Origin of the sequence: Selenomonas ruminantium AC2024 (assembly GCF_000687995.1) — a bacterium.
Lineage (GTDB): Bacteria > Bacillota > Negativicutes > Selenomonadales > Selenomonadaceae > Selenomonas_A > Selenomonas_A ruminantium_B.
Genome location: NZ_JIAC01000001.1, coordinates 398,016 through 422,258, shown reverse-complemented (window position 1 = coordinate 422,258; position 24,243 = coordinate 398,016). Strand labels below are relative to the sequence as shown.

The following is a 24,243-nucleotide window of genomic DNA, read 5'->3' as shown; positions in this document are numbered from 1 at the left end:
GAAGGAAGATGCCTGACATGAAGAAGCTGTATGCGGTGCTCCTGCTGGTATGCTTGTGTTTGTGTGCCGGCTGTGGGGAACAGCAGGTGCAAAAAAGCGATATCGTTTTGGATACGGCGGTCACCCTCACTGCTGATGGAGCTGATGCCAAAGCCGCTATTGATGAAAGCATGGCCCGGCTGAAAAATATTGATGGCATGGTCAATCCGAATGTGCCCGACAGCGATGTGTGCAAACTGGCGCAATACGCAGGGTCTGGCCATTGGGTGAGCCTGCATCCGGAGGTTTACAAGATGCTGGCCTTTGCCCAGACTTATGCAGCAAAAACCAACGGGGCCTTTGATGTGACCACGAAACCCTTGGTGGATTTGTGGGGGATTGGCACCGACCATGCAAAAGTGCCTTCCCCGCAGGAGCTGATGGCAGCTCAAAAACTGGTGGGCTGGCAGAAGCTGGAGCTCAATGAAGAAACTCATAGTGCCCGCTTGCAGGAGAAGGGCATGGGGGTGGACTTAGGCGGTATTGCCAAGGGCTTTGCAGTGGACGAAGTGCGGCAGATTTATGCAAAATACGGCATTAAGGACGGTCTGATTAATTTGGGTGCTAGTTCCATGTATGGGCTGGGGCTGAATAAAGAAGGGAAGTCCTGGCGAATTGGCCTGCGCCATCCCCGCAAGGATGATGCCCAGCAGAAGATGGCGGTGCTGTCCCTGCAGGATGCGGCTCTGTCTACCTCCGGGGATTATGAGCGATTCTTTGAGGCCGGCGGTGTTCGCTATCACCATATTATCGACCCCCGTACCGGCCGTCCTGCTCAATCCGGTGCCATGAGCGTCACCATTTTGGCGGATGCATCCGTGCCGGATGGCGGTATGCTGACGGACCTGCTGACCACGGCGGTTTTTGTCCTGGGGCCGGAGCAAGGAACCCGCTTTTTGCAGACTCTGCCACGGGGGGTGGAAGGCGCCGTGGTGGATGGCCGCTATCAGCTTTGGACAACGGGTAATATGGCAGCGGAAATGGAAAACGTGTCAGAGGAGTTTCAATTCTGGCAAGGAAGTGGAGAGTTACAATGATGGACAAGGATTTACAGTCAAAAGTCGATAAACTTCATTTCCTGCTGAGAAGCTACGGCCGGGTGGCCGTAGCTTTTTCTGCAGGTGTGGATTCGACGGTGCTGTTAAAGGCTGCGCAGCAGGTTATGAGCAATGAGCAGATATTGGCTCTGACGGCGGAAAGTGCGCTGATGCCAGCAAGTGAGATTGCTGCGGCCCGGGCTTTTTGTGAGCAGGAAGGGCTGCGCCAGCAGGTGACAAAACTGGATTTAATCCGGATGAAGGATGTGCGCAATAATCCGCCGGACCGCTGTTATTACTGCAAGCGGCTGATTTTTAACCGCCTGCGGAAGTTAGCCGGGCAGGCAGGTTTTGTTCACCTGCTCGATGGCGGCAATGTGGACGACTGGCATGATTACCGGCCGGGCCGGAGGGCTCTGCGGGAACTGGGGATCATCAGCCCGCTGCAGGAAGCCGGCTTTACCAAAGCGGACATTCGTGCCTATGCGGCCGAACTGGGGCTGGCCTGCGCGCAAAAGCCTGCCTCGGCCTGCTTGGCCTCCCGCATTCCCTATCGGGAAAAGATAACGGCTGATAAATTGAAGCGCATAGAACAGGCCGAAGCCTATCTGCAAAAGCGGGGCTTCCATAATGTCCGGGTGCGCAGTCACGAAAATCTGGCTCGTCTGGAACTGGTTCATGAGGATATGGCCCGTTTGACAGACGCGGATTTGTGCAACGATGTGGTGAAGAAGTTAAAGGAACTGGGCTTTGCCTATGTGACCATGGATTTACAGGGATACCGTCAGGGAAGCCTGAACGAAACCATAAGACGGTGAAGGATGGAAGGCGAGAATATGCCGAAAAGTAATTTGACTACCCTTTGTTATATTGAAAAGGATGGCCGGTATCTGATGATGCACCGGGTAAAAAAGGCGCATGATATCAATAAGGATAAATGGGTGGGGATTGGCGGCCATTTCGAGGCGGATGAATCCCCGGAGGAATGTCTGCTGCGGGAGGCACGGGAAGAAACCGGTCTGACGCTTACGGAGTATAAACAGCGGGGCATTATCACCTTTATGTCCGACAAATGGCAGACCGAATATATGTTCCTCTACACGGCCTCGGCTTATGAGGGAGAAATCGGCGAGTGCAACGAGGGAACGCTGGAATGGATAGACAAGGAAAAGGTCTATGAGCTGCCCCTCTGGGAAGGGGATAAGATATTCTTCCACCTGCTGGAGGAGCAGCGCCCCCATTTTTCGCTGAAACTTCGGTATGTGGGGGAGGCCCTGGTAGAAGCCGTACTGGATGGCAAAAATATATTGGAATAAATAAAAAACAGCATTAACGGGCTGTTTAGTTCGTGGGAAAGATATCCCGTTCATACGTTGTCAGGGGCGAACGAGGGAGTAATTTTTCTGTTTTCCGCTAAACGACCCCTTCACAAAATAGTGCTGTCCAGTTACTCGCGCCGGGCAGGCCAACGGCGCAGCTTTCAGCGTATTTGCTTGGCAGCGTCCTACATGGGGCCGGCCTTCACTGCGTTCAGGCAGTCGCTCCCTACAGAAAAATCACTCCCTCATTCGCCCCAAGTTGCGGATGAGGCAATTGCCACGAACTCGTTGCTCCCGTAACAAGAACATCGATGTACTTGTTGCTTATCATCGAGGAAAAATACATTTTATGCGGACGCCGCTTAGGGCGGAGGTGGTGATGCTTTTCGCCGTGGAACGACTGTCCGAACGAAGTGAGGACTGGCCCACAAACGGTATAAACTAAACACTGATATGAACATACGCGCCGCCGGTCTTGCCCGGCGCAGGTAACTAAAAAGCCCATAAATTTGCTTGTGGGTCATTCAGTGCAACGGCGAAAAGTATTACCACCTCCACCCAAACTGAGCTGTAACAAAAATATTTCAGCACGTACTAACCAACAAACTGCAATTTCGCAGTCCTTATTTTCGTGCTTTTGCGGGTATTACGCCTGCTGCGGAGAAGAGGGCGAAGCAGAGCAGGGCGATTTGCAGGTTTTGTAAGAGAATTTCGCGTGGGGCGCAATCTGCCCATTGGAGGGACAGGATTAAATTCATGATGGCAACGCTGAGTACCTGACCAAACAGGCGGGTTGTGCTCAGCAGACTGGCGGCGAGGCTGTAGTGTTTTTTCTCAACGGAACTCATGATGGCGTTGTTGTTGGGGGCGGCAAATAGGGCGAAGCCGGTGCCGGTGATGATGAGCATGGGGATGAGCAGATACAGGGAGAGATTGTGAACCGTCAGGGCAAAACCGCCTAAGCCGATGGTGATGACTGCCATGCCCAAGGCGGCAAGCTTTGTGGGTGAGTATTTATCCGACAGCTTGCCCATCAAGGGGGAAAGGCTGGCCATGATGATGGGCTGGGCCAGCAGGATAAGTCCCGCGCTGCGCGAGGTCAGTCCCAGAATTGACTGCAGATAGAGCGATAGCAATAAACTGGTGGCAAAGGTGGCACAGTAGTTGAGCAGTGCCGCCAGACAGGAAAGGGAAAAAGGCCGGTTGGTAAACAGCAGACTTACCGGCAGAAGTGGATTTTTCGTGTGCCGTTCATAGCGAATGAACACAGCAAACAGCAGCAGGCCTGCGCATAAAAGCGCGGGGGCCAGTGGTTCAGCAAGCAGTTGGGACAGACTGTAGATGACGAGGAGAATAGCGCCGCCGTAAAGGACGGCGCCTTTTTTGTCCCATTGGGGGCTGCTGTCCTCGTACCATTCTTCCTGCAGGAAATGGCGGGCGGCCAGAAAGGCGATGCCGCCAAGGAGGGAGAGCACCACGAAGATGCTTTGCCAGCCGTAATAGTAGTTGAGAAAACCACCGGCGGCAGGCCCTAAGGTGAGGCCGGTGTAAACAACTGCCACATTCCAGCCCATGGCCCAACCACGGCGCTCCTTGGGGATTACCAGCGTCAGGATGGACATGGAGGTGGCAAAGGTCATGGCAGAACCGATGCCCTGGGCTGCGCGGGCGGCAATCAGCAGAGGCAGGTTCGGGGCAAAACAAGCTGCCAAAGAAGTCAGGGCAAAAATCCCGTTACCCATGATGAAAAATCGCCGTTTTCCATAGCGGTCGGCAAGTTTCCCAAAAGGCAGCAGCACGACAATGGCCGCCAGCAGAAAACTGCCCAGCACCCAGCCTAAGGACGCTGGCGAAGCGCCAAATTCTGCACCCAAAGAAGGCAGAGCCAGATTCAAGGCACTGCCTGTAAAAGGGGTAAGGAAAGATGTGAGCATAATGGTGAAAAGTACGCGGCGCTCCATGTTTTATTCTCCTCGTATATACAAGAAAAAAACCTCCCCTGAGGAAGGCTTTGTTATTTCAAAATTGGTGGAGACAAAGGGGCTTGAACCCTCGACCCCCAGATTGCGAACCTGGTGCTCTCCCAGCTGAGCTATGTCCCCAATTAATGTGGATTATGCTTCATCAGCAACCAATTAGAAGTATACCGCGTTTTCTATTGTTTTGCAAGATGAACAGGATAATTTCGTTTTTATTTAGGCTTAAAATGTTTTTTCGTAGCAGGAAAAAAGCAGGGGTTTGGCGAAAATGGTGAACATGGATATCTATGGAAAATGGGCGTTATTAGTCCTGTTTATCAAAGGATATTCTTGCTTTATTGCCTGGCGAAAATAAAGTTAATTTATGGTGAATAAATGCATTTATAGATATAGCATTTTGTATTTTTTCAGCGTATAATAAGACTGTTCGCTAATAGATTTTCTTTATGAAACCGCAAATGAGCCAGCGGTGGAATTTTCTGTGGCAATTATTGCAAGGATAATCAAGAGGAGGTAAAAAAGTGGACAAACGGGAGAGTATGTGGGATGTATATCTCAGAAAAGGCATGAGCCGCCGCAGCTTTGTGAAAGCTTGCGTAGCGCTGACTTCCCTGATGGGACTCAGCACGGACCAGGTGTCCAGGGTGGTGGAAGCTGCCGAAAAGAAGCCTTTGCCGGTTGTAGTCTGGATTCACGGGCATGAATGCACGGGGTGTGATGAATCCTTCATCCGTTCCGGTGCACCATTGGCATCGGATTTGGTGCTGAGCCAGATTGCGCTGGAGTATGACCATCTTTTGAGTGCTGCCAGTGGCGAGCCCTTCGAGGCACACTTGGAAGAAACCATTAACAAGTACAAGGGTCAGTACATCTTGTGCGTGGAAGGTGCTGTCTGCACGAAGGACAATGGTGTTTACTGCATGTCCGGCGGCAAGCCTTTCATCGAGACCCTGCAGCATGCTGCGCACAATGCGGCCGCCGTCATTGCGTACGGCACCTGCGCCGTATCCGGCGGTATTCAGGCTGCTAAACCGAACCCCACGGGTTCTGCGGGCATTGCCCATTTCGCAGGCAAGACTCCGGTAATCAATGTACCGGGCTGCCCCCCGATTCCGGAAGTTATGACGGGCGTGGTTATGCACGTTGCTCTGTTCGGCACGGTGCCGCCTCTTGATAATGAGGGCCGTCCCAAGCAGTTCTATGGCAACCGCATCCACGATACCTGCTATCGCCGTCCCTTCTTTGATGCTGGGATGTTTGCCGAGCACTTTGATGATGAAGGTGCAAAGGCTGGCTGGTGCCTCTACAAACTGGGCTGCCGCGGCCCCGAGACTTACAACTCCTGCGGCAACCTGCGCTGGTTCCAGGGCATGAGCTATCCGATTCAGTCCGGTGCTCCCTGCATTGGCTGCTCCAATGCGCATTTCTGGGACGAGGACCCCATGACCACCCGTATGCCGGAGTATGGTCCTCTCGGAAATGTGGATAAGATTGGTGCCGCAATGGCTGTTGGTACGGCTGCCGGCGTAGCTGTTCATGGCGCAATGAGCGTCGTGCAGAAGCAGAAACGCGAAGCGGAAGAACATAATGAGGAATAAGGGAGCAGGTGAATAAATGAAACATGTAGTAGTAGATCCGGTAACCCGCATTGAAGGACATCTTCGTGTTGAGGTACAGGTTGATGAAGCAACGGGGAAAGTCACAGACGCTGTTTCCTCCGGTACCGCCTGGCGTGGTCTGGAACTGGTGATGAAAGACCGTGACCCTCGTGACGCATGGGCTTATATTCAGCGTATTTGCGGTGTTTGCACCACGGCACATGCCTTGGGGTCTGTGCGCGCCGTAGAGGATGCTCTGGGCATCACGATTCCGAAGAATGCCAACTATATTCGCAACATCATGGCGGCTACGCTGACGGTGCAGGACCATATCGTGCATTTCTATCATCTCCATGCACTGGACTGGGTTAGCCCGGTAGAAGCACTGGCTGCTGATGCCATTGCTACGGCTAATCTGCAGAATACGCTGCTCAATACCTACAAACTGCCGTTCCGTGCTCCGGACACTTCCGTAACGGAAGCCTATGAGCATGATTTCCCGGCAGCTACGCCGCAGTATTTTGAGCAGATTAAGAACAAGGTAAAAGCTATCGTCGAAAGCGGTCAGCTCGGTATCTTCTCCGCCAACTGGTGGGATCATCCCGATTACAAGCTGCTGCCGCCTGAAGTTCATCTGTTGGCTGTAGCACATTATCTTGAAATGCTGGACAAGCAGCGTGAACTGGTTACGCCGCACGTTATCTTCGGCGGCAAGAACCCGCATCCGCATTATGTGGTTGGCGGCATGCCCTGCTCCATTTCTCTGGAAGACGGCAATGCACCGGTCAACACGGCCCGTCTGGAAATCGTGGACAGAGCCATCAATATGGGCAGAAGTCTCGTGAACAACTACTATCTGCCTGACCTTTTGGCAATCGGTTCGGCTTATGTGAAAGCTGGCCGCGTTGATGGCGGCGGTATGGCCAAGACCTGCGTATTGGGTTATGGTGCATATCCGATTGAAAGCTACACGGGTACCAGCGATGGCGGTTTCTTCAAGAACCTCTTAATCCGCTGCAACGGTGTAGTTGAAGACTTCGGCAAGGGGCTCGCAGCAGCTAAGTTCTCGGAGGTAACGGCAGAAGATGTTACGACGGAAAATATTACGGAAAGCGTTGACCACGCTTGGTATGAGTATCCTGCCGGGAAGAAAGACCGTCATCCTTGGGAAGGCGTTACTGCACCTAAGTTCACCGGTCCTAAAGAGGGCACGGAAACGGATTGGAAGGCGCTCAATGAAAGCGGCAAATATTCCTGGCTGAAAACGCCGAAATGGAAGGGCAAACTCTGTGAAGTTGGCCCGCTGGCCCGCTACATCATCATCTACACCAAGGCTAAGAAAGGCCTGCTGCCGGATATGACCTGGGCAGAAAAGATGATGCTTGACCAGCTCGATGCAGTATCCAAGGTTCTGGGCCTGGCTCCGGAAGTATGGCTGCCGACGATGGTTGGCCGCACGGCTGCCCGTGCGCTCGACTGCCAGCTGGCTGCCGAAATCAACAAGTTCTTCTTCGATAAGCTCATTGCCAACCTCAAAACTGGTGATACCAAGGTTGCCAACTCTGATAAATGGGAAATCAGCACCTGGCCGAAAGAATGCAAAGGTGTTGGCCTCTACGAAGCACCGCGCGGCGCTTTGTCCCATTACATTACCATTAAGGATGGCAAGACGGACAACTATCAGTGTATCGTTCCGACCACTTGGAATGCCTGCCCGCGTGATGATGAGGGCGGCAATGGTGCATACGAAATGGCCATGAAGGATACGCAGGTGAAGATTCCGGACAAACCGCTGGAAATCGTGAAGGTTATTCGTTCCTTTGACCCCTGCATGGCTTGCGCAACGCATATGTTCAATGCCAAGGGTGAAAAGATTAACGTCATCACCACGGACCCGTACTCTGGTACGCGGGTGGACAAGTAATCTGCAGAAAGGAAAAAGCTATGAAAGAAGTAGTTCGCAGGGAATATTACCTGTTTAGTCCTTGGCTGCGGATCTTTCATTGGATTATGGTGGTAGCCATCTGCGTCCTGTTTGTTACAGGCTTGATGATTACCAGCCCTTGGAGTATCCATGCTTCAGAGCCGACATTTTCCGGTATGACGCTGGATAATATCCGCAATATCCATTTTGTCGCAGCCTATCTGTTCTGTGCCGCCTTTATCCTGAGGATTTACGGCTTTTGCACCAATCCCGGTGACCGCCTGTTCCCTCATGTATGGAAGGGGTACTTCTACAGCAATACCGTAGATGTGGCGCTCCATTATATGTTCCTGCGTTCGGAACATGCGTCCTATCTGCGTAACCCCATTGCCCGTTGCTCCTATGCGTTCCTGTATGTGCTGGTATTTATCGAAATCCTCACGGGCTTCGGTATTTACTACATGACGGATCCTTCGGGCATCGGTGGCACCCTCTTTGGTTGGGTAATCACGGTGCTGGGCGGTGAAATGATGGCCCATCTGGTACATCATTATGTAGCCTGGGCGATTATCCTCTTTGCTATCGGTCATCTCTACATGGTTATCCGTGCAGAGTTTATGGAAGGTGAAAGCGAAGTTTCTTCCATGTTCTCCGGCAGCAAGATTTTGGCGCATAAGCCGCGTGATGCAGGTCATCTTGACGGCACGCTGAAGTGATTTAGTTGTTACTTGACCACAGTGGGCAAGTAGGGTTAGTGGTTGTTGTTAGTGCGTGGTCTATGTCCTTTTCTTTGGTGCAAAGAAAAGGACCAAAAGAAACAGCGGACTGAAATCGCATCACGCGATTTACGTCCGCCAGCGCTCTTCCGTGAGCGCCGGGCTACGAGTACGCATGATTTTTATAATAGAGGAGGCTTTGCCCAATGTGTAAAGAATGTGGTTGCGGGCATGAGGGTGGTTCTAACACTCGTCTGCAGTTTACGGTGCATGGTTATACTGAGGAGATTGCTCAGGAAGTGGAAAAAGAGCTTTTGGGCCTGCCCGGGGTGCTCTATGTTCACATCCATGCCCATGATGGTGAAACCACGGTGGATTACAACCCGGAAAAGACCAAACTGGGGGAAATCCTGAAGGTTTTGAACGCTCGTGGTTTGGACGCGGTTCTGTGATTAATCGCTGATTAGGTGACGCCTTCCCTGCCCATAGTGTTGGCGGGGAAGGCGTTTTCATTATGTATCTGCTGGGGGAACGCTCCCAAAAGATGCAAACGAGGTGAAAAATATGCATGAGATGGCCATTGCCGAAGGGATTTTGGATATTGCTCTGGATTATGCAAAGGCGAACAATGCCCATAAAATCAATGAAATCGGTCTGCTGATTGGGGAGATGTCCGGCGTGGAAGTTGACTCGCTGAATTTCTCCTTTAATATGCTGACCCAGGGAACTATTGCCGAAGGGGCAGAGCTGAAGATAAAGAATGTGCCGCTTATGGGCAAATGCAGCAAATGCGGCAAGGAGTTTCATATCGAGCATTATGATTTCTGGTGTCCTGAATGCGAAAATGGGGTACTGACCACCCTGAGCGGCCGGGAGATGCAGGTGGAATATTTGGAGGTTGACTGATTATGGAGATAAAGGTTATCAAGAATATCTTAGGGGAAAACGACAGATTGGCCGCCGAAAATCAGGCCATGTTTGCGGATAAAAAAGTCTTTGTACTGAATTTTATGGGCTCGCCGGGGGCAGGCAAGACCTCCGTGCTCGAAAAGACCATGGAGCGTTTGAAGGATAAAATCAAGATGGCAGTTATAGAGGGCGACCTCTTTACGAGCAAGGATGCGGAGCGTATCGATAAATACGGCGTGCCGGTGATTCAGATTAACACGGCGGGCGGCTGCCACCTCGATGCAAATATGGTGCAGAAAACCGTCAAGGAAATGAATTTGGATGAGCTGGATTTGCTGGTGGTGGAAAACGTCGGCAATCTCGTCTGCCCGGCAGAGTTCCCTGTGGGTGAAGATGCTCGCGCAGTGGTACTCTCTGTGACAGAAGGCGACGATAAGCCCTTAAAGTACCCGCTGATGTTCAAGGAAAGCGAAATCGCCCTGCTGAACAAGGTGGATTTGGCGCCGTATTGTAACTTCAATATGGAGTCAGCCAAGAAGGATATAACGAGCCTGCATCCGGGCATTGAGGTGCTGGAAGTTTCCTGCACCAAGGGGCAGGGCATTGAGGAATGGTGTGACTGGCTGTTGAAAAAGATTGATGCCAAGAAAGGACAGTAAGCATGGCTGATGTATTTGCGGCTGGCGGCAAGTCCAGTCTGGATAATGTGCTCTACAAAAATGAAGTGACGATTTTGGGCATTGGCAATGTCATCCTGAGGGACGAAGGTTTCGGCGTGCGGGTGGCGGAATATCTCGACAAGCATTACGAATTCCCGGAATCCGTGCAGATTGTGGACGGCGGTACACTGGGTATTGAGCTCACGCAGTATGTCACGGGTACAGAGAAACTCTTGGTCATTGACTCCATCAATGGCGGGGCCGATCCCGGAACGACGTTCCGCTTTCATAACGATGATGTGATGGAGCACTTTCAGGATAAACTGTCTGCTCATGAAGTCGGCATTCAGGATGTGCTGGGATTACTCACGGTTACGGGGCATAAGATTCCCGATGTGGTGGTTATTGGCGCCCAGCCCTATGATGTAGAGGCAGGCGTTGAGTTGTCGGATGGCATGATGGAACTGCTGCCGCAGATGGTGGAGCAGGCGCTCAAAGAACTCAAAAACTGGGGAATTGAGCCGCGCAAGCGTGATAATGTTGACGATATGGACTACCATAAAGTGGCAGAGGATTTTTCGTCTGTCAGATGATGCGTTAGGAGGTTATACTATGTGTTTGGCTGTTCCTGCCAAAGTAGTTGCGATAAAGGATGCCATGGGCACGGTGGATATTGCGGGGGTGACCCGCGATGTGAGTCTGATGCTGCTGCCGGAGACGAAGCTCGGGGATTATGTGCTGGTGCATGCCGGCTTTGCCATGCAGAAGGTGGAGGAGAAGGACGCAGAGGAAACCTATGCCCTGATGGCGGAAATGCGTGGGGCGCCGAGGACGGTGGATAAGCTGTGACGGAAGTTAAGGAGAAGCTGACGAAAGCGGAAGAACGGGCATTTGCCAAAGAGCTCGTACAAAAAATAGGTGAACTGGCCGCCACAACTGGCCGCAAGCTGCGTTTTATGGAGGTTTGTGGCACGCATACGGTGGCGATTTTCCGCGCAGGTCTGCGGCAGATTTTGCCGGATTCGGTGGAACTCGTATCGGGGCCTGGTTGTCCTGTCTGTGTGACGCCGGACGATTATATGGACAAGGCGATTGCCTATGCCCAGCGTGATGATGTGATTATCGCGACCTTTGGCGATATGCTTAAAGTTCCCGGTTCCAAGTCCAGTCTGAATGAAGCGAAAACAAATGGTGCAGATATCCGCATTGTGTATTCGCCAATGGACAGCATTCAGATTGCTAAAGACAATCCGGATAAGAAGGTTATCTTTCTCGCGGTGGGCTTTGAAACCACGGCACCGACGGCGGCGGCTACGGTGCTGGCGGCTGAGCAGCAGGGGATAAGCAATCTCTACATGTTGTCCGCGCAAAAACTGGTGCCGCCGGTCATGGAAGCACTTTTGAACGATGAAGAAGTCCATGTGGACGGCTTTATCCTGCCAGGCCATGTATCGGTGGTCACGGGAACCGGCGTATATGAGCCGGTAATCGGCAAGTATCATGTGCCGGGCGTGGTCACAGGCTTTGAGCCGCTGCAGATTTTGCGCGGCCTTTACCGTCTGGTGCAGCAGGTAGTAAACGGCGAAGCCAAGGTGGAAAATGAGTACACCGATGTGGTAAAGACAGAAGGCAATCCCGTATCCATGGCGATTACCAATAAGGTATATGAGCCGTGCGATACAGGCTGGCGCGGCATGGGGATTGTGCCCCTGTCCGGGCTCAAGATGAAGGCTGAATATGCCCGCTTTGATATTGAACAGGTCTTGCCGTTGGAAGTAGAGACGGTGGTGAAAAAGACGGCCTGCCGCTGCGGCGAGGTTCTGCGGGGCATTGTAACGCCCAAGGAATGTCCGCTGTTTGCCAAGGCCTGTGTGCCGACACACGCTATCGGCCCTTGCATGGTGTCGGTGGAAGGTGTATGTGCGGCCTGGTATAAATATGGTCAGGGGAGGTTTGAATATGGCAAATGATAAAGTAACCCTGGCCCATGGTGCCGGGGGCAAGGTGAGTCAGGAATTGATGGAGCAGGTTATCCTGCCGGCCTATGGCAATCCGGTGCTTAACACCCTGCATGACGGGGCTTTGGTGGAGATGAAGGGCGAAGTGGCTTTCACCACGGATTCCTATGTGGTACAGCCCTTGTTTTTTGCGGGCGGCAATATCGGCAAGTTGGCCGTCTGCGGCACGGTCAATGACCTGTCGATGACGGGGGCGATTCCTCGCTATCTCTCGGTGGGCATGATTATCGAGGAAGGTTTCCCCATCAAGGATTTGCAGACCATCGTGAGCACGATGAAGAAGATGGCAGATGAAGCCGGTGTCGTCATTGCTACTGGCGATACCAAAGTGGTGGAAAAGGGCAAGGCCGATGGCATTTTCATCACCACGGCCGGGATTGGCGACAAGATTCCCGGCACGCATATCAGTCCGGAAAACGTCAAGCCGGGCATGAAGGTGATTCTCTCCGGCTATATCGGCGACCATGCGGCCGCCATTATGGCGGGACGGCACAATATCAATCTGCCTGCCAGCGTGCAGACGGACTGTGCGCCGCTCAATAAAATGACCAAGGCTATGCTTGAGGCTGCACCGGATATTGCGGTCATGCGTGACCCGACCCGCGGCGGCGTTGCGGCAGTGCTCAATGAAATCGCTGAGGCTTCGCATTGTGGCATTTTGATTGACGAGGATGAGATTCCCATTCATCCCGAGGTGCAGGGTGTCTGCGATATGCTTGGCTTTGACCCGCTGTATCTGGCTAACGAGGGTAAATGCGTGGCCTTTGTGCCTGCAGAAAGTGCCGATAAAGTGCTCAAAGCAATGCGGACAAGCCCTTATGGGCAGGAGGCAAGGATTATCGGCGAAGTTACGGCCGAGGCTCCGGGAACCGTGGGACTGCGCACGGGAATCGGCGGGATTCGCGTAGTTGATATGCCGTTGGGGAATATCGTGCCGCGAATTTGCTGATATATGAAGGTACAACGTGGGGCGGGGACAGTTGGTCTGCTGCCCCCGCCCCACTCCGTGGTACATCTTTTTATTCGCGGCACGATGTGAGTCCGAGTCCCAAAAGTTCACCGATGCAAACCTTGCACGAACGAATCTTTTTGGCTATAATGAATCATGTTTAGAAGATGTTACACTTTACTCATAGAAGGAAGCGAAATAGATGAAACTGGGGCGGATTTTGCCGTTGTTGCTGGGACTGTTGTTTTGGGGCAGTACCAGTGTCTTTGCCGAAAATATGCAGTTTGTGGATGCCGTAGGGCCGACAGGGTACTATGTGGATGTGGATTCCCTGTCCTATTTCCAGACGGTGGAAGTGCAGCCTGATAATACGAGCCGGACTTATGAACTGGTGCAGGCACGGGTGGCTGTCATCAAAGCCCGTACGAACCGCCGCTATATCTACCTGATGCAGTTCAACAGGGACAAGCGGGTCTACCATATCTTGGCTTCCAAGGTGCAGGCTTATGATACCAAGCAGACATTGGAAGAATCCGGGGATCAGCATCTGGATTTGCCTTTTGTGGAAACCTCCCCCATGCAGACCGTGGTGGACTTTATTTACGAGCAGCCCCGCACAAATTAAATGTTTGAAGTCTCCTCCAATATGGGGGAGGCTTTTACTATGAAATCTTTGCGAATCGGAATGGAGGTTCTTATGACTGAGATAGATGTGCTGAAAAAAGATACCGCTTATTTGTCCATCATATCCAACACCGTGCTGGTGCTCCTGAAGCTTTTTGTGGGCGTTTGGGTGGGGGCGGTAAGTCTGATTTCCGAAGCCCTGCATTCCAGTGTCGATTTGGTGGCCTCGCTGATTGCCTTTTGGGCCGTGAAGAAGTCGGTGACTCCCCCGGATACAGAACATGACTACGGCCACGGTAAGTTTGAAAATCTCTCGGCGGCGGTGGAAGCTCTGCTCATTGTAGCGGCGGCTGGGGGCATTGTCTATGAAGCCTTTGAACACATCGGACAGGATAAAGTGCCGGAGATGTTGCACTTCGGTGTGGCCATTATGTTGGTGTCCATCATCATCAACCTGCTCGTGTCCCACAAACTGATTTCCGTGGGTAAGCTCACAGGCTCGCAGGCGCTGGAGGCCGATGGCCTGCATCTGCGGGCAGATGTCTGGACTTCGGTAGGCGTCATGGCTGGCTTAATCCTTATGCAAATTACCGGCTGGGCCTGGCTCGATGGTGCCATTGCTATTGCTGTGGCTCTGATTATCTTCCGGGAGGGTTGGAAGATGGTGGTGGATTCCACTATGGAGCTTACGGATGTGAGCCTGCCGGAGGAGCAGGAGAACAAAATCATGGCCATTATCGATGCCATTCCCGAGGTCAAAGGCTGCCATTGCCTGCGCACCCGCAAATCCGGCTCGTATAAGCTTTTGGACGTGCATGTGCTCTTTGATGGCAATATGCATCTTTCCCATGTTCATGCAATCTGTGATGAGCTCGAAGAAAAAATCCGGGAGGAGTTCGGCGCCTTTGACATTTTGATTCACCCGGAACCGGCAGGCAACCATGAGCCTGAGACAAAGGCGGCCCAATACGAGATTGCCAAAAAACAGGAAAAAATTGATGTTTCTAACTGATTTTTAAGAAAAACAAGTTAGAATATGGTACAATAGTAAGGTCAGTGAAGAAATGAATGGGGGAACGAGTTTATGAAATTTCGCAAAGTATGTGCGATGGTCATGTCGGCGATGATGTTGGTATCATCCATGGGAATGGCCAGTGCCGCAACGCCGGAAACGGTGCAGGCAAAACTTTCTGCTGTAGAAAAAGATACCTACGGCACAGAACAGACTGGTGCTCTTTTAGAACGTATAAACAAACTGGAAAAAGATTATAATGGCAGCCATAAGAAGGGCAGCATGATGGCGCGTGTGGATGCTCTTTATGATGAGGTGTATACCAATGGCAGCAAGCCGTCGGTATTGGCACAGCTCAATGCGGTTGAGTGGAATATTGACCATGAAGTCAGCATGAACTCCGTAGAAAAGCGCGTAGCTGATATGGAAATGACCATCAACGGTCATACCAACGAGGGTACGTACAAGAAACGGATTCAGGATTTGGCTTCGGCTTCCTTTGGCACGGTGGAACTGCCGATGGAACAGGTCGTGGTGCCGAAAAATACGCTGATTAAGGTAGCGCTGGTTGACCCGGTAAATACCAAGAATCTGAAAAAAGGCGATATCATTCGCTATAAGGTGGCCGCTGATGTCATCGTAGACAGCAAGCTGGTATTCGCTAAAGGGGAACCGGGCGATGGCGTCGTCAAGAAGGTAACGCAGGCGCGTAACTTTGGCCGCAATGCCGAGCTGGATGTTGATTATAAGCAGACGAAATCCATAGATGGTACTTATGTTGCTACTTTTGTAGGTGAGGAAGCCAAGCAGGAAATGAAGAGTCTGGCGCTGGCTGCTGGTGCCAGTGTAGCAGGCATGGTTCTCCTCGGCCCCATTGGCATCATTGGCGGTGCCTTTGTCAACGGCAAGAACATTGAACTGCCGGCCGGTACGGAATTCTACATTCAGACGAAGAACGACACGACGCTGTATGGCGTAGCTACTACGGCAGAATAATTTTGAAGCACCTTCTTGACAGGAGGTGCTTTTTTATTTAGAATAAATCGCAAAGGATAATAATTATTTGTTACTTATAGAAAGGATTTATCATGCGGGTTGGATTGAAACCGAAGGAAGTGACTGCGCTGCTGCGGGAGCGCGGTTTCAAGGTCACACCACAGAGGCTGGCGGTGTATAATGCGCTGGCGCATACCACGGAACATCCCAGTGCGGAAACTTTGTATCAGGAATTGCTGCCTGATTATCCTACCATGAGTTTGGCGACGGTCTATAAGTCGTTGAATATTTTGTGTGCCGTAGGAATTGTACAGGAATTGAATGTGGGCGAGGACTCTTTCCGCTATGATGCCAGAGTCAGTCCGCACCCGCATATCCGTTGCATGCACTGTGGCCGGGTGGACGATGTAAAGACCCTGCCGACCACGGATTTTTCGGAGCAGGTCATGCTCGAGACAGGCTATCAGCTGACAGGACAGCAATACTATTTCTATGGCGTTTGTCCACATTGCCAGCAGGCAATGCTGGCGCAGGAAGCCTAAACGAGAACAACAAAATCAGCAGGAAAGTTTACGATAATATCCCCTGAAAGCAAGAAGATGCTTTTAGGGGCTTTTTGCTGTCTGTCCGTAGCGGTGCACTGCGGCAGGAAGTCGAAGGCGAAATGTCGAATAGGTGGGGAAGGTCGAATCCAGCGAAAAAATTACAAAGGAGGGGCGGCCGTGGTTTTTTCATCGAATATCTTTTTGTTTATGTTTCTGCCGCTGATACTCCTGCTCTACTATAACCCCTTTTGCCGGAGCAGGAGGTTTCGTAATATCTTATTGCTGCTGGCAAGCCTCGTGTTCTATGCCTGGGGCGAGCCGTTCTTTGTCTGGCTGATGGTGGTGTCCATCGTCGTTGGCTGGCAGGTGGGGCTAAGGATGAGCGGGGCAAAAACGCCGGAAGCGCGCAAGCGCTGGCTCATCTTGGGCGCAGCCTTTCATTTGGGCATGTTGTTTGTCTTTAAGTACCTGACCTTTGCGGCAGCTCAGCTGGGGCTTTTATTGCAGACGGATTTTTCTGCCATTCGGCTGGCATTGCCCATCGGGATTTCCTTCTTTACGTTCCAGCTCCTGTCTTATCTGTTTGATATCTATTATGGCAAGGCGCAGGCACAGGCAAATGTTTTGCATGTAGGTCTCTATATTGCGTTGTTCCCGCAGCTTATTGCAGGGCCGATTGTGCGCTATGCTGATATTGAGCGGGAAATCCTTCAGCGGCAGGAAACGCGGCAGGATTTCACGAACGGCATGATACGTTTTATCTATGGTCTTGCCAAGAAAGTACTGCTGGCCAATTATTTTGCTGTCATTGCGCTGGACGCAAGGTTTATGGCTGAGCAGGAACCGCTGTCTGTGGCGGCGGCCTGGCTCGGGGCTATGGCTTATACATTCCAGATTTATTTTGACTTCTCGGGTTACTCGGATATGGCCATTGGCCTGGGGCATATGTTTGGCTTCCACTTCCGGGAGAATTTTAACTATCCTTATATTTCCCGCAGCGTGACGGAATTCTGGCGCCGCTGGCATATCTCCCTGTCCTCCTGGTTCCGGGATTATGTCTATATTCCGCTGGGGGGAAGCCGCTGCAGCCGAAGCCGTCTGGCGCTGAATCTCTTTATCGTCTGGTCGCTGACCGGCTTTTGGCATGGCGCGAATTGGACATTTCTGCTTTGGGGCCTGATTTATTTTTGCCTGTTGATTCTGGAGAAGTTTACCGGCTTTGCCAATCGCCTGGGCGTTTTTGGACATATGTACACCCTGTTGGCGGTCATTATGGCCTGGGTGGTATTTCAATTCTCTGATTTAACGCAGAGTCTCGCCTATATGGGCATGATGTGGGGGCTGGCCGGAAATCCTCTCTATGACGAGCTGGCGGGGCATTTTCTCTTTGACGGCGGGATAGTTTGGCTGATGGGGCTTATCTTTTCTCTCCCCATCTATCCTTGGGTGGCAAAACGTTGGGCGCTTTGGCAGCCTGTGGTCGAGCCTTGTCTGGCGGCCGTTTTGTTTTTGCTCGCCATTATCGCTACCGTAGCCGGAAATTACAATCCGTTTATCTATTTTAACTTTTGAGGTGCAGCTATGAGCATGCGTGACTATATGATGCGTTTTTGCGCAGGTGTTTTGGTGCTGGCTCTATTGATGATATTCCTGCGCTGGTTTACCGTAGTGGTGCTGATTGAAGGCTGCAAGTGGGATAACGCGCTGACGCAGTTGGTTCTTTGGGATAATTGGCGTCTGCTGGAACGCATCCATCCAAGGGAAAAAGATATTGACTGGGCTGGTCTCTATCCTTTTTCAGAGCCGGAACCGGAGCGAAATCTGCTGGCGGAAATGCGCTATCGGGAAAATAAATTGCGGGAGGAGCAGGCACGGTTTGCCAGTTGGAGCGAAACGTATTTTCCCGGCTATACGGGCATTGTCGAAACGGGCAGGCGTTATGACCGGCTGATTGGCTGGGACATCCGGCCCATAACTCCCGGCAGCGTACAGGTGCTGCCAGATGGCTGGCTCTTTTTCCCCACGCTTCCCTTTGACATTCAGGAATACATTGAGGAAACAGCAGGTTTGGCGGATTTTTGCCATGCGCAGGGGGCTAAGTTTCTGTTCGTGCCCAATCCGCCGGCCTTGGATGAAGCGAGCGATGGTAAATTCATCGGGCGGGTGGATTTTAGCCTGCAGAAAAAAGATGCGATGCTGCAGGGCTTGCAGAACTGTGGCATAGACACCCTTGACCTCTATCCGCGCATGCAGGCGGCGTTTCCGGATAGGCCCTATCATCAGCTGTTCTTCCGCACGGACCATCATTGGCTGCCGACCACAGGCTTGTGGGCTGCGGGGCAGGTGGCTGGCTGGCTGAAAGAGGCAGCGGGCGTACCTTTGCGGGAGGAACTTCTGCAGCCGGAAAACTACCGACAGGAGCAGTTCGCGGCCTATTTTCTGGGCAGTCAGGGCAAGCGGCGGACCAGAGTTTTGGCAGAGCCTGATGATTTTATGCTTCTTTATCCTAAATTTCCCACGAGCCTGCATTATGAAATTCCGGGGTTAGTCATCGACACCTATGGGGATTTTTCCGTCACCTACGATAGGCATGAGGTGGAACGGAAGGATTTTTATGGCTCCAATCCCTATGCGGCCTATAATTTTGCCGACTGCTCCCTGATTCATATCGAGAACTTTTCAGAGGATGCCGCGACGGTCAAAATCCTTGTGGTGAAGGATTCCTTTGCCAACAGTGTGGCACCGTTTTTAGCACTCTGCGTAAAGCAGATGGATATTCTTGACCCGCGCTGGTTCAAGGGTAGTATCCGCAGTTATATAAAGAAAACCCAGCCCGATATCGTGTTGGTTATTCACACGATGGAGCTGGATTATCCGTTGGAGCGTGATTCGCATCAGGATGATTATGATTTCCGCTGACACGCGTTTCTGTTTAGTTCTGTTGACGCTGCGCGCCGGGGCCGTCGCTGGCGATAGCGACCTTGCTTTCGGCGAAGGTGCGCATATAGTTGAGCATATAGAGGGCGGCTTCGGCGATATCCATGCCGAGTCCCGCAATAAGTCCGCCGGGCAGAGTGCAATTTGCCTTTACGAGCAAAGGCTGTACATGGAGGATATAGGGGCGCACTGCAGGACAGAGCAGCTCCGTATAGCGGGCGATGATTTCGCTGGCTTCGTCATCCAAGATGATAAAGGCGCTGTTATGGGCCGCGGCGATGATGGCGCCAATCATCGCGCCGATAAAGGGCTGCACGGCTTCCGGTGCATGGGCCAGGAATTCATCGGCAGGATATTTCAAACTGCCATCGGCGTTCAAGAGTTCCTGCCGCAGGAGTTCTGCCGTTGTGCCAAAGGGCGCATGCTCGTCCATTTCGGTCATGGAAAGACCTAAAAGCGGATAGGACAGGGATAAAAATTCGCCCTGTTCCCGGCCAAAGTCAAAGGCGGCCGTTAGCGGCAGACCTTCGCGCACATGAGCGATGGTGACATCTGCCTTGGCACTTTGGGAACTGGCGGCGGTAAGCTGCATTTGCAGGGGATTGCTCACCTTGCTGGTGAAACAGAGCAGAGCCCGGTCCAAATCGCAGTTGGGCAGTTCATCGCCCATGATGCCTGCGATTTCTGTAGCAATCTGCTCCAACGCGCCTAAACTTTCCAAGGGCTTGACCAGATTATCCAGACGCTCCTTGCAGGCTTCCATGGCTTGCGTATCCAAATCCTGCATGGTGGAGAGGTAGAAATCAAAGGTTTTGTTGGTGACTTTGGGGGCAAGATTGGGCATATAGGCTTGCTGGAAAGGTGTTTCCACCGGGTCATGGGGCAGGTGGCTCACGACATCCCAAAGGTTCAGCATGGCTTCGAGCTCACGGGCGAGAATGGAACTGCCACAGGCTTCGCCGAGACGCAGGTCAAGGTGCAGCAGCGGCGTAAGACCGAGTTTTTCAAGGGCAAAGCCCTGCGCAGGTTCGCCGCCGCGATGCGAGGGCAGGAAGTAATCGACACAGTCCGGTGCAAGGTTCTGCGCAATCAGGGCGGCGGCGGCACAGTTGGAGCCGTCTAAGATTACCGCTTTATGATGCGCGGCAAAGCCCAGCATGAGTCCTGCAATGGCGCCGAATTCAAAGCCGCCGACTTTGGCCAGTACATCAATAGCATCCGTGTTATCTGGCTGATTGAGGCTTAATGCTTTTTCGACAATGGCAGTCTTTTTAGCCAGTCGTTCATCGGATATATTTGTGCCGCGGCCAGTGACTTCCGCGGCTGTTTTGTTGCAGATGGCGGCGCAGATGGTCGCGCTGACGGTGGTGTTGGCAATGCCCATTTCACCGGGGAGCAGGCAGTCAAAGCCCTCGCCAATGAGCTTTTCGGCTAGTTCAATGCCCTTTTCAAGGGCGGCGATGGCCTGTTCTCTGCTCATGGCCGGGCCTTGGGCGATATTATCTGTGCCGTTGCCAATCCGGCAGTCCAATAGCCCCGGAATGTCAGTGGTATCTGCCTTGATGCCGAAGTCGGCGATAAAGATTTCGCTGTCGGCAAAGCCGGAGAAGGCATTGGCGGCGGCCCCCTGACCAATCAGGTAGCTTTTGGTCATTTGCAGGGTGGTTTCCTCCGGATAGGCGCTGACGGCTTCGGCGGCAACGCCGTGGCTGGCACAGCAGATGACCGTGCATTTATCGGGAACGGCAGGATGCATTTCCCCGGTTATGGCCAGATATTTGAGCAGCAGGTCCTTGAGCAGTCCCAGGGAATCTTCGTCGCCTTCCATAACCTTGGTCAGCTGGGCGGCTGCCTGCTGCGCTAATTCGTGATTGGCTGGCTCAATGGCGGTAAGTGTTCTATTTAACAAACTCATCCGATGTTCTCCTTCGGTACTTGTTTTAAGGACAGGCCGATACGGTTGCGGCTCTCGTCAACACTGATGACCATGACTTTGATAATATCTCCGACAGCCAGCACATCGAGCGGATGCTTGATGCGTTTATTGCTCATTTCGGAAATATGGATAAGGCCGGCAGTTTTGAGGCCGATATCGACAAAGGCACCAAAGTCGGTGATATTGCGCACCGTGCCCCGCATAATGCTGCCTTCCTTGATGTCGGAAAGTTTCACAACCGCCTGACGGGTAAGCGGTGCCGGCAGGTCTTCGCGCGGGTCGCGGCCCGGTTTTACGAGGGCATCGAGAATATCCTTGACCGTAAGTTCGCCGGCGTCCAATTCCTTGGCCAGTTTCGCGCAGTCGGCAAGTTTTGCCTTGGCCGCCAGCATGGCCAGTGCATCTTTATCGTTGAGGTCATTTAAGCTAAAGCCCAAACGTGCCAACAGTTTTTCGGCTAAATCGTAGGATTCCGGATGAACCGGGGTGTTGTCCAAGGGTGATTTGCCCCCCGCAATGCGCAGGAAACCGGCACACTGGGTAAAGGCGGCCGGGCCCAGACGGGGAACCTTCAGCAGTTGCTTGCGGCTCGTGAAGATGCCGTTTTCATTGCGGTAAGCCACGATGTTTTTGGCAATGGTGGCGTTGATGCCTGCGATATGTTTGAGAAGTGCGCCGCTGGCCGTGTTGAGGTCAACGCCCACATGGTTAACCGTGCTTTCGATGGTGGCATCGAGAGTCGCGCCCAGTTCCTTTTGGTTGACATCATGCTGATACTGCCCTACGCCGATGGCTTTGGGGTCGATTTTGACCAGTTCAGCCAGCGGGTCCTGAATGCGGCGGGCAATGGAGACCGCACCGCGGATAGTGACATCGTATTCGGGCAGTTCTTCCTTGGCCAGTGCCGAAGCGGAGTAGACGGAAGCGCCGGCTTCGTTGGTAATCAGGTAGTGCACATCTGTCAAGTGATTGTCGGCAATCAGCTGGGCCGTGAATTGTTCCGTTTCGTAGGAAGCCGTGCCGTTGCCAATGGAAATCAGCGTGATGTGGTGCTTTTTAATCAACCCCAATACCGTTTTGGCAGCGGCGGCTTTAGCCCCGTCACTCTGCGTTACCTGAATTACACCGTGGTCGACAACATGGCCGGTGGCATCGACAACCGCCATCTTGCAGCCCGTGCGGTAGCCGGGGTCAAGACCCAGTACAGTATGACCGGCAAGAGGCGCCTGCAGGAGCAGCTGCTTTAAGTTCACGCCAAAAATCTTGATGGCCTGCGCTTCGGCATCTTCGGTGAGCTGGCTGCGGACTTCGCGCTCCAGAGCCGGGAACAGCAGGCGTTTCCAACCGTCCTCGATAACGGCTTTCAAGGTTTCATCCCATTTTGAGGGCGCCTTGCTGATACGGCGGAAAATGCGGCCTTGGCAGTCCTCGGCGTCAATCGTGACATGGACTTTGAGACAGCCCTTAGCTTCGCCGCGGTTGATGGCGAGAATGCGGTGCGAAGGCAGCGTATGAATAAGCTCGCTGTAATCCTTGTACATGGCAAAGGTGTCGGCTTCTTCGGCATCCTCCACGAGTTCCGTTTCGATGTGGCCGTTGTTCCAAAGGCGGGTACGCATATTGGCACGCAGTTTGGCATCTTCCATAATAACTTCAGCGGCAATATCCATAGCGCCCTGCAAGGCATCTTCGGCAGTGGCGACGTCCTGTTCCTCGTTGATGTAATTGCTGGATTCTTCTAAAGGTGTGCCCTTGATTTTTGCCTGTTCCAGCATCATCTGGGCCAACGGCTCCAAACCCCGCTCACGGGCAATCTGGGCGCGGGTGCGCTTTTTCTGTTTGTAGGGCAGATAGAGGTCCTCAAGTTCCTGTAATTTTTGTGCCTTTTCGATGGCGGCTTTGAGTTCATCGGTCAGCTTGCCCTGCTCCTCGATTTTGGCGAGGATTTCTTCCTGCCGTTTGACGAGATTGCGCAGATAGGTCAGGCGTTCTTCGAGCGTGCGCAGCTGCTCATCTTCCAAAGCACCCGTTGCCTCTTTGCGGTAGCGAGCAATAAACGGTACGGTATTGCCGCCGTCTAACAGCTCGATGGCCGCAGAGGTCTGCTTCGGTGTCACGCCAAGTTCTTTTGCAATTAATACCGGAATGTCATCTATTTTCATGGATTTGCACCAGCTTTCTTCTAATAATAAAGTATAATCATTATAACGCCGTTGTTCAGATTTTGCCAATGACAAAATAAGCCTATCGGCGGTTAACTGAGGCTTGTCATCGTCACATTATAGGATAGTGGTTCGTTGACAGGCCATTGCAGCCTTCGTTATAATTAGACCAAGGTAAATTTAAGTCAGTATTGATAAGGCGAGGAGGCCCGGCGGCTGTTTTTAGCTTAACGGCTAAGCGCAGCGAGTCAAAAACAGCCGCCGGGCCGGAGTACCTATGATAGTGGATAAAGCCCTTTATTTTGAGGGGGATGAGGTGAAAAATATCATGAAGCTAGTGGTAGGAATAACCGGAGCCAGTGGCAGTATTTATGCTCTGCGCTTGATTGAGGTTTTACGGCAGGCAGGCCATGAGGTGCATGCTGTTGTGACCGACAGCGGCTGGCAGGTTCTGGATTATGAGTGCGGTGTATCACGTGAGGCTTTGGCCAAGCGGGTGGCGGTGCTTTACGATAATGATAACGTGGGAGCGGCGATTGCCAGCGGCTCTTTCCGGGCTGATGCGATGGTGGTTTTACCCTGCTCCATGAAAACGGCGGCCAGTATTGCCCATAGCATGTCGGATAATTTGCTGACAAGAGCAGCGGATGTGATGCTCAAGGAAGGCCGTAAGCTGATATTAGTGCCCCGGGAAACTCCTATGCATGCTATTCATCTGGAAAATCTGCTGAAACTGGCTCAGCTGGGCGTGCGGATTATGCCGGCGGCACCAGGCTTCTATCACCGGCCTAAAACCATTGAGGATTTGGTGGATATGCTGGTGGGGAAAATCTGTGACCAGCTGGGGATTGATACAGATTTGTTTGCAAGATGGGAAGGGTAAG

General features: G+C 52.4%; 23 protein-coding genes and 1 tRNA gene. 20 read left to right on the top strand and 4 right to left on the bottom strand.

What is annotated here, in order from left to right; translation table 11 throughout:
* The first annotated feature begins 17 nt into the window (after window positions 1-17).
* Genes P157_RS0101945 through P157_RS0101935 form a run of 3 tightly spaced genes read left to right on the top strand, consistent with a single transcriptional unit; the run spans window position 18 to window position 2,392 of the window.
* Complete coding sequence (locus tag P157_RS0101945) at window positions 18-1,076, top strand: FAD:protein FMN transferase (protein WP_037368072.1); 1,059 nt, start codon at window positions 18-20, stop codon at window positions 1,074-1,076.
* A complete protein-coding gene (gene larE / locus P157_RS0101940) occupies window positions 1,073-1,894 on the top strand; it encodes an ATP-dependent sacrificial sulfur transferase LarE (protein WP_026759528.1) in 822 nt (273 codons plus the stop codon). The genes P157_RS0101945 and larE overlap by 4 nt, the downstream gene beginning before the upstream one ends.
* Before the next feature lie 18 nt (window positions 1,895-1,912).
* Window positions 1,913-2,392 (top strand): NUDIX hydrolase, encoded by a 480-nt coding sequence (locus P157_RS0101935; protein ID WP_037368462.1) that lies wholly within the window; start codon window positions 1,913-1,915, stop codon window positions 2,390-2,392.
* A gap of 626 nt (window positions 2,393-3,018) precedes the next feature.
* On the opposite strand, the gene P157_RS0101930 is transcribed toward P157_RS0101935, so the two are convergent.
* Entirely contained in the window at window positions 3,019-4,356 is a 1,338-nt protein-coding gene (locus tag P157_RS0101930) for an MFS transporter (RefSeq protein ID WP_026759526.1), read from the bottom strand.
* A gap of 65 nt (window positions 4,357-4,421) precedes the next feature.
* A tRNA-Ala gene (locus P157_RS0101925) sits at window positions 4,422-4,497 on the bottom strand.
* A gap of 398 nt (window positions 4,498-4,895) precedes the next feature.
* Between P157_RS0101925 and P157_RS0101920 the strand changes: the two genes are divergently transcribed.
* The 16 genes from P157_RS0101920 to P157_RS0101845 all read left to right on the top strand — a co-directional run bounded on the left by P157_RS0101920 (window position 4,896) and on the right by P157_RS0101845 (window position 19,243).
* The gene (locus tag P157_RS0101920; protein WP_026759525.1) at window positions 4,896-5,972 is read left to right on the top strand and encodes a hydrogenase small subunit; all 1,077 of its coding nucleotides are present in this window, start codon (window positions 4,896-4,898) and stop codon (window positions 5,970-5,972) included.
* Window positions 5,973-5,988: 16 nt separating this feature from the next.
* Window positions 5,989-7,896 carry a nickel-dependent hydrogenase large subunit gene (locus P157_RS0101915; RefSeq protein WP_026759524.1) on the top strand — a complete coding sequence of 636 codons (1,908 nt, stop codon included), beginning with the start codon at window positions 5,989-5,991 and terminating at the stop codon, window positions 7,894-7,896.
* 20 nt (window positions 7,897-7,916) lie between these two features.
* A complete protein-coding gene (gene cybH / locus P157_RS0101910; protein WP_026759523.1) occupies window positions 7,917-8,612 on the top strand; it encodes a Ni/Fe-hydrogenase, b-type cytochrome subunit in 696 nt (231 codons plus the stop codon).
* Between the two features lie 206 nt (window positions 8,613-8,818).
* Entirely contained in the window at window positions 8,819-9,064 is a 246-nt protein-coding gene (locus P157_RS0101905) for a heavy-metal-associated domain-containing protein (RefSeq protein WP_026759522.1), read from the top strand.
* A 112-nt stretch (window positions 9,065-9,176) separates the two neighbouring features.
* On the top strand, window positions 9,177-9,518 hold the full coding sequence (gene hypA / locus P157_RS0101900; RefSeq protein WP_026759521.1) for a hydrogenase maturation nickel metallochaperone HypA: 342 nt from the start codon (window positions 9,177-9,179) through the stop codon (window positions 9,516-9,518).
* 2 nt (window positions 9,519-9,520) lie between these two features.
* On the top strand, window positions 9,521-10,180 hold the full coding sequence (gene hypB / locus P157_RS0101895) for a hydrogenase nickel incorporation protein HypB (protein ID WP_026759520.1): 660 nt from the start codon (window positions 9,521-9,523) through the stop codon (window positions 10,178-10,180).
* Window positions 10,181-10,182: 2 nt separating this feature from the next.
* On the top strand, window positions 10,183-10,773 hold the full coding sequence (locus P157_RS0101890) for a HyaD/HybD family hydrogenase maturation endopeptidase (protein WP_026759519.1): 591 nt from the start codon (window positions 10,183-10,185) through the stop codon (window positions 10,771-10,773).
* 19 nt (window positions 10,774-10,792) lie between these two features.
* Window positions 10,793-11,029: a HypC/HybG/HupF family hydrogenase formation chaperone gene (locus tag P157_RS0101885; RefSeq protein ID WP_026759518.1), complete on the top strand. Its 237-nt coding sequence runs from the start codon at window positions 10,793-10,795 to the stop codon at window positions 11,027-11,029.
* Window positions 11,026-12,150: a hydrogenase formation protein HypD gene (hypD, locus tag P157_RS0101880; protein WP_230578425.1), complete on the top strand. Its 1,125-nt coding sequence runs from the start codon at window positions 11,026-11,028 to the stop codon at window positions 12,148-12,150. Before P157_RS0101885 ends, hypD begins: the two co-directional genes overlap by 4 nt.
* Window positions 12,140-13,147: a hydrogenase expression/formation protein HypE gene (gene hypE, locus P157_RS0101875; protein ID WP_026759516.1), complete on the top strand. Its 1,008-nt coding sequence runs from the start codon at window positions 12,140-12,142 to the stop codon at window positions 13,145-13,147. Before hypD ends, hypE begins: the two co-directional genes overlap by 11 nt.
* Before the next feature lie 202 nt (window positions 13,148-13,349).
* A complete protein-coding gene (locus P157_RS0101870) occupies window positions 13,350-13,772 on the top strand; it encodes a hypothetical protein (protein WP_026759515.1) in 423 nt (140 codons plus the stop codon).
* 72 nt (window positions 13,773-13,844) lie between these two features.
* A complete protein-coding gene (locus P157_RS0101865) occupies window positions 13,845-14,783 on the top strand; it encodes a cation diffusion facilitator family transporter (RefSeq protein WP_026759514.1) in 939 nt (312 codons plus the stop codon).
* A 72-nt stretch (window positions 14,784-14,855) separates the two neighbouring features.
* Window positions 14,856-15,779, top strand: coding sequence for a hypothetical protein (locus P157_RS0101860; RefSeq protein ID WP_026759513.1), 924 nt, complete (start codon window positions 14,856-14,858; stop codon window positions 15,777-15,779).
* A gap of 92 nt (window positions 15,780-15,871) precedes the next feature.
* Window positions 15,872-16,321, top strand: coding sequence for a Fur family transcriptional regulator (locus P157_RS0101855; protein ID WP_026759512.1), 450 nt, complete (start codon window positions 15,872-15,874; stop codon window positions 16,319-16,321).
* 180 nt (window positions 16,322-16,501) lie between these two features.
* Complete coding sequence (locus P157_RS0101850; protein ID WP_026759511.1) at window positions 16,502-17,896, top strand: MBOAT family O-acyltransferase; 1,395 nt, start codon at window positions 16,502-16,504, stop codon at window positions 17,894-17,896.
* A gap of 9 nt (window positions 17,897-17,905) precedes the next feature.
* A complete protein-coding gene (locus tag P157_RS0101845; protein ID WP_026759510.1) occupies window positions 17,906-19,243 on the top strand; it encodes an alginate O-acetyltransferase AlgX-related protein in 1,338 nt (445 codons plus the stop codon).
* Window positions 19,244-19,256: 13 nt separating this feature from the next.
* Here P157_RS0101845 and cobT read toward each other — a convergent pair whose 3' ends face one another.
* Window positions 19,257-21,176, bottom strand: coding sequence for a nicotinate-nucleotide--dimethylbenzimidazole phosphoribosyltransferase (gene cobT / locus P157_RS0101840; protein ID WP_026759509.1), 1,920 nt, complete (start codon window positions 21,174-21,176; stop codon window positions 19,257-19,259).
* Complete coding sequence (locus P157_RS0101835; RefSeq protein WP_026759508.1) at window positions 21,173-23,359, bottom strand: Tex family protein; 2,187 nt, start codon at window positions 23,357-23,359, stop codon at window positions 21,173-21,175. Before P157_RS0101835 ends, cobT begins: the two co-directional genes overlap by 4 nt.
* A gap of 325 nt (window positions 23,360-23,684) precedes the next feature.
* Here P157_RS0101835 and P157_RS0101830 point away from each other — a divergent pair, with 325 nt between their 5' ends.
* A complete protein-coding gene (locus P157_RS0101830) occupies window positions 23,685-24,242 on the top strand; it encodes a UbiX family flavin prenyltransferase (RefSeq protein ID WP_026759507.1) in 558 nt (185 codons plus the stop codon).
* The last annotated feature ends 1 nt before the right edge of the window (window position 24,243 follow it).

What these genes read in the sequence shown, in the direction of transcription:
- P157_RS0101945 (WP_037368072.1), top strand. Translation starts at nt 18, where the DNA reads ATGAAGAAGCTGTATGCGGTGCTCCTGCTGGTATGCTTGTGTTTGTGT.
- larE (WP_026759528.1), top strand. Translation starts at nt 1,073, where the DNA reads ATGATGGACAAGGATTTACAGTCAAAAGTCGATAAACTTCATTTCCTG.
- P157_RS0101935 (WP_037368462.1), top strand. Translation starts at nt 1,913, where the DNA reads ATGCCGAAAAGTAATTTGACTACCCTTTGTTATATTGAAAAGGATGGC.
- P157_RS0101930 (WP_026759526.1), bottom strand. Translation starts at nt 4,356, where the DNA reads ATGGAGCGCCGCGTACTTTTCACCATTATGCTCACATCTTTCCTTACC.
- P157_RS0101915 (WP_026759524.1), top strand. Translation starts at nt 5,989, where the DNA reads ATGAAACATGTAGTAGTAGATCCGGTAACCCGCATTGAAGGACATCTT.
- cybH (WP_026759523.1), top strand. Translation starts at nt 7,917, where the DNA reads ATGAAAGAAGTAGTTCGCAGGGAATATTACCTGTTTAGTCCTTGGCTG.
- P157_RS0101905 (WP_026759522.1), top strand. Translation starts at nt 8,819, where the DNA reads ATGTGTAAAGAATGTGGTTGCGGGCATGAGGGTGGTTCTAACACTCGT.
- hypA (WP_026759521.1), top strand. Translation starts at nt 9,177, where the DNA reads ATGCATGAGATGGCCATTGCCGAAGGGATTTTGGATATTGCTCTGGAT.
- hypB (WP_026759520.1), top strand. Translation starts at nt 9,521, where the DNA reads ATGGAGATAAAGGTTATCAAGAATATCTTAGGGGAAAACGACAGATTG.
- P157_RS0101890 (WP_026759519.1), top strand. Translation starts at nt 10,183, where the DNA reads ATGGCTGATGTATTTGCGGCTGGCGGCAAGTCCAGTCTGGATAATGTG.
- P157_RS0101885 (WP_026759518.1), top strand. Translation starts at nt 10,793, where the DNA reads ATGTGTTTGGCTGTTCCTGCCAAAGTAGTTGCGATAAAGGATGCCATG.
- hypE (WP_026759516.1), top strand. Translation starts at nt 12,140, where the DNA reads ATGGCAAATGATAAAGTAACCCTGGCCCATGGTGCCGGGGGCAAGGTG.
- P157_RS0101870 (WP_026759515.1), top strand. Translation starts at nt 13,350, where the DNA reads ATGAAACTGGGGCGGATTTTGCCGTTGTTGCTGGGACTGTTGTTTTGG.
- P157_RS0101865 (WP_026759514.1), top strand. Translation starts at nt 13,845, where the DNA reads ATGACTGAGATAGATGTGCTGAAAAAAGATACCGCTTATTTGTCCATC.
- P157_RS0101860 (WP_026759513.1), top strand. Translation starts at nt 14,856, where the DNA reads ATGAAATTTCGCAAAGTATGTGCGATGGTCATGTCGGCGATGATGTTG.
- P157_RS0101855 (WP_026759512.1), top strand. Translation starts at nt 15,872, where the DNA reads ATGCGGGTTGGATTGAAACCGAAGGAAGTGACTGCGCTGCTGCGGGAG.
- P157_RS0101845 (WP_026759510.1), top strand. Translation starts at nt 17,906, where the DNA reads ATGAGCATGCGTGACTATATGATGCGTTTTTGCGCAGGTGTTTTGGTG.
- cobT (WP_026759509.1), bottom strand. Translation starts at nt 21,176, where the DNA reads ATGAGTTTGTTAAATAGAACACTTACCGCCATTGAGCCAGCCAATCAC.
- P157_RS0101835 (WP_026759508.1), bottom strand. Translation starts at nt 23,359, where the DNA reads ATGAAAATAGATGACATTCCGGTATTAATTGCAAAAGAACTTGGCGTG.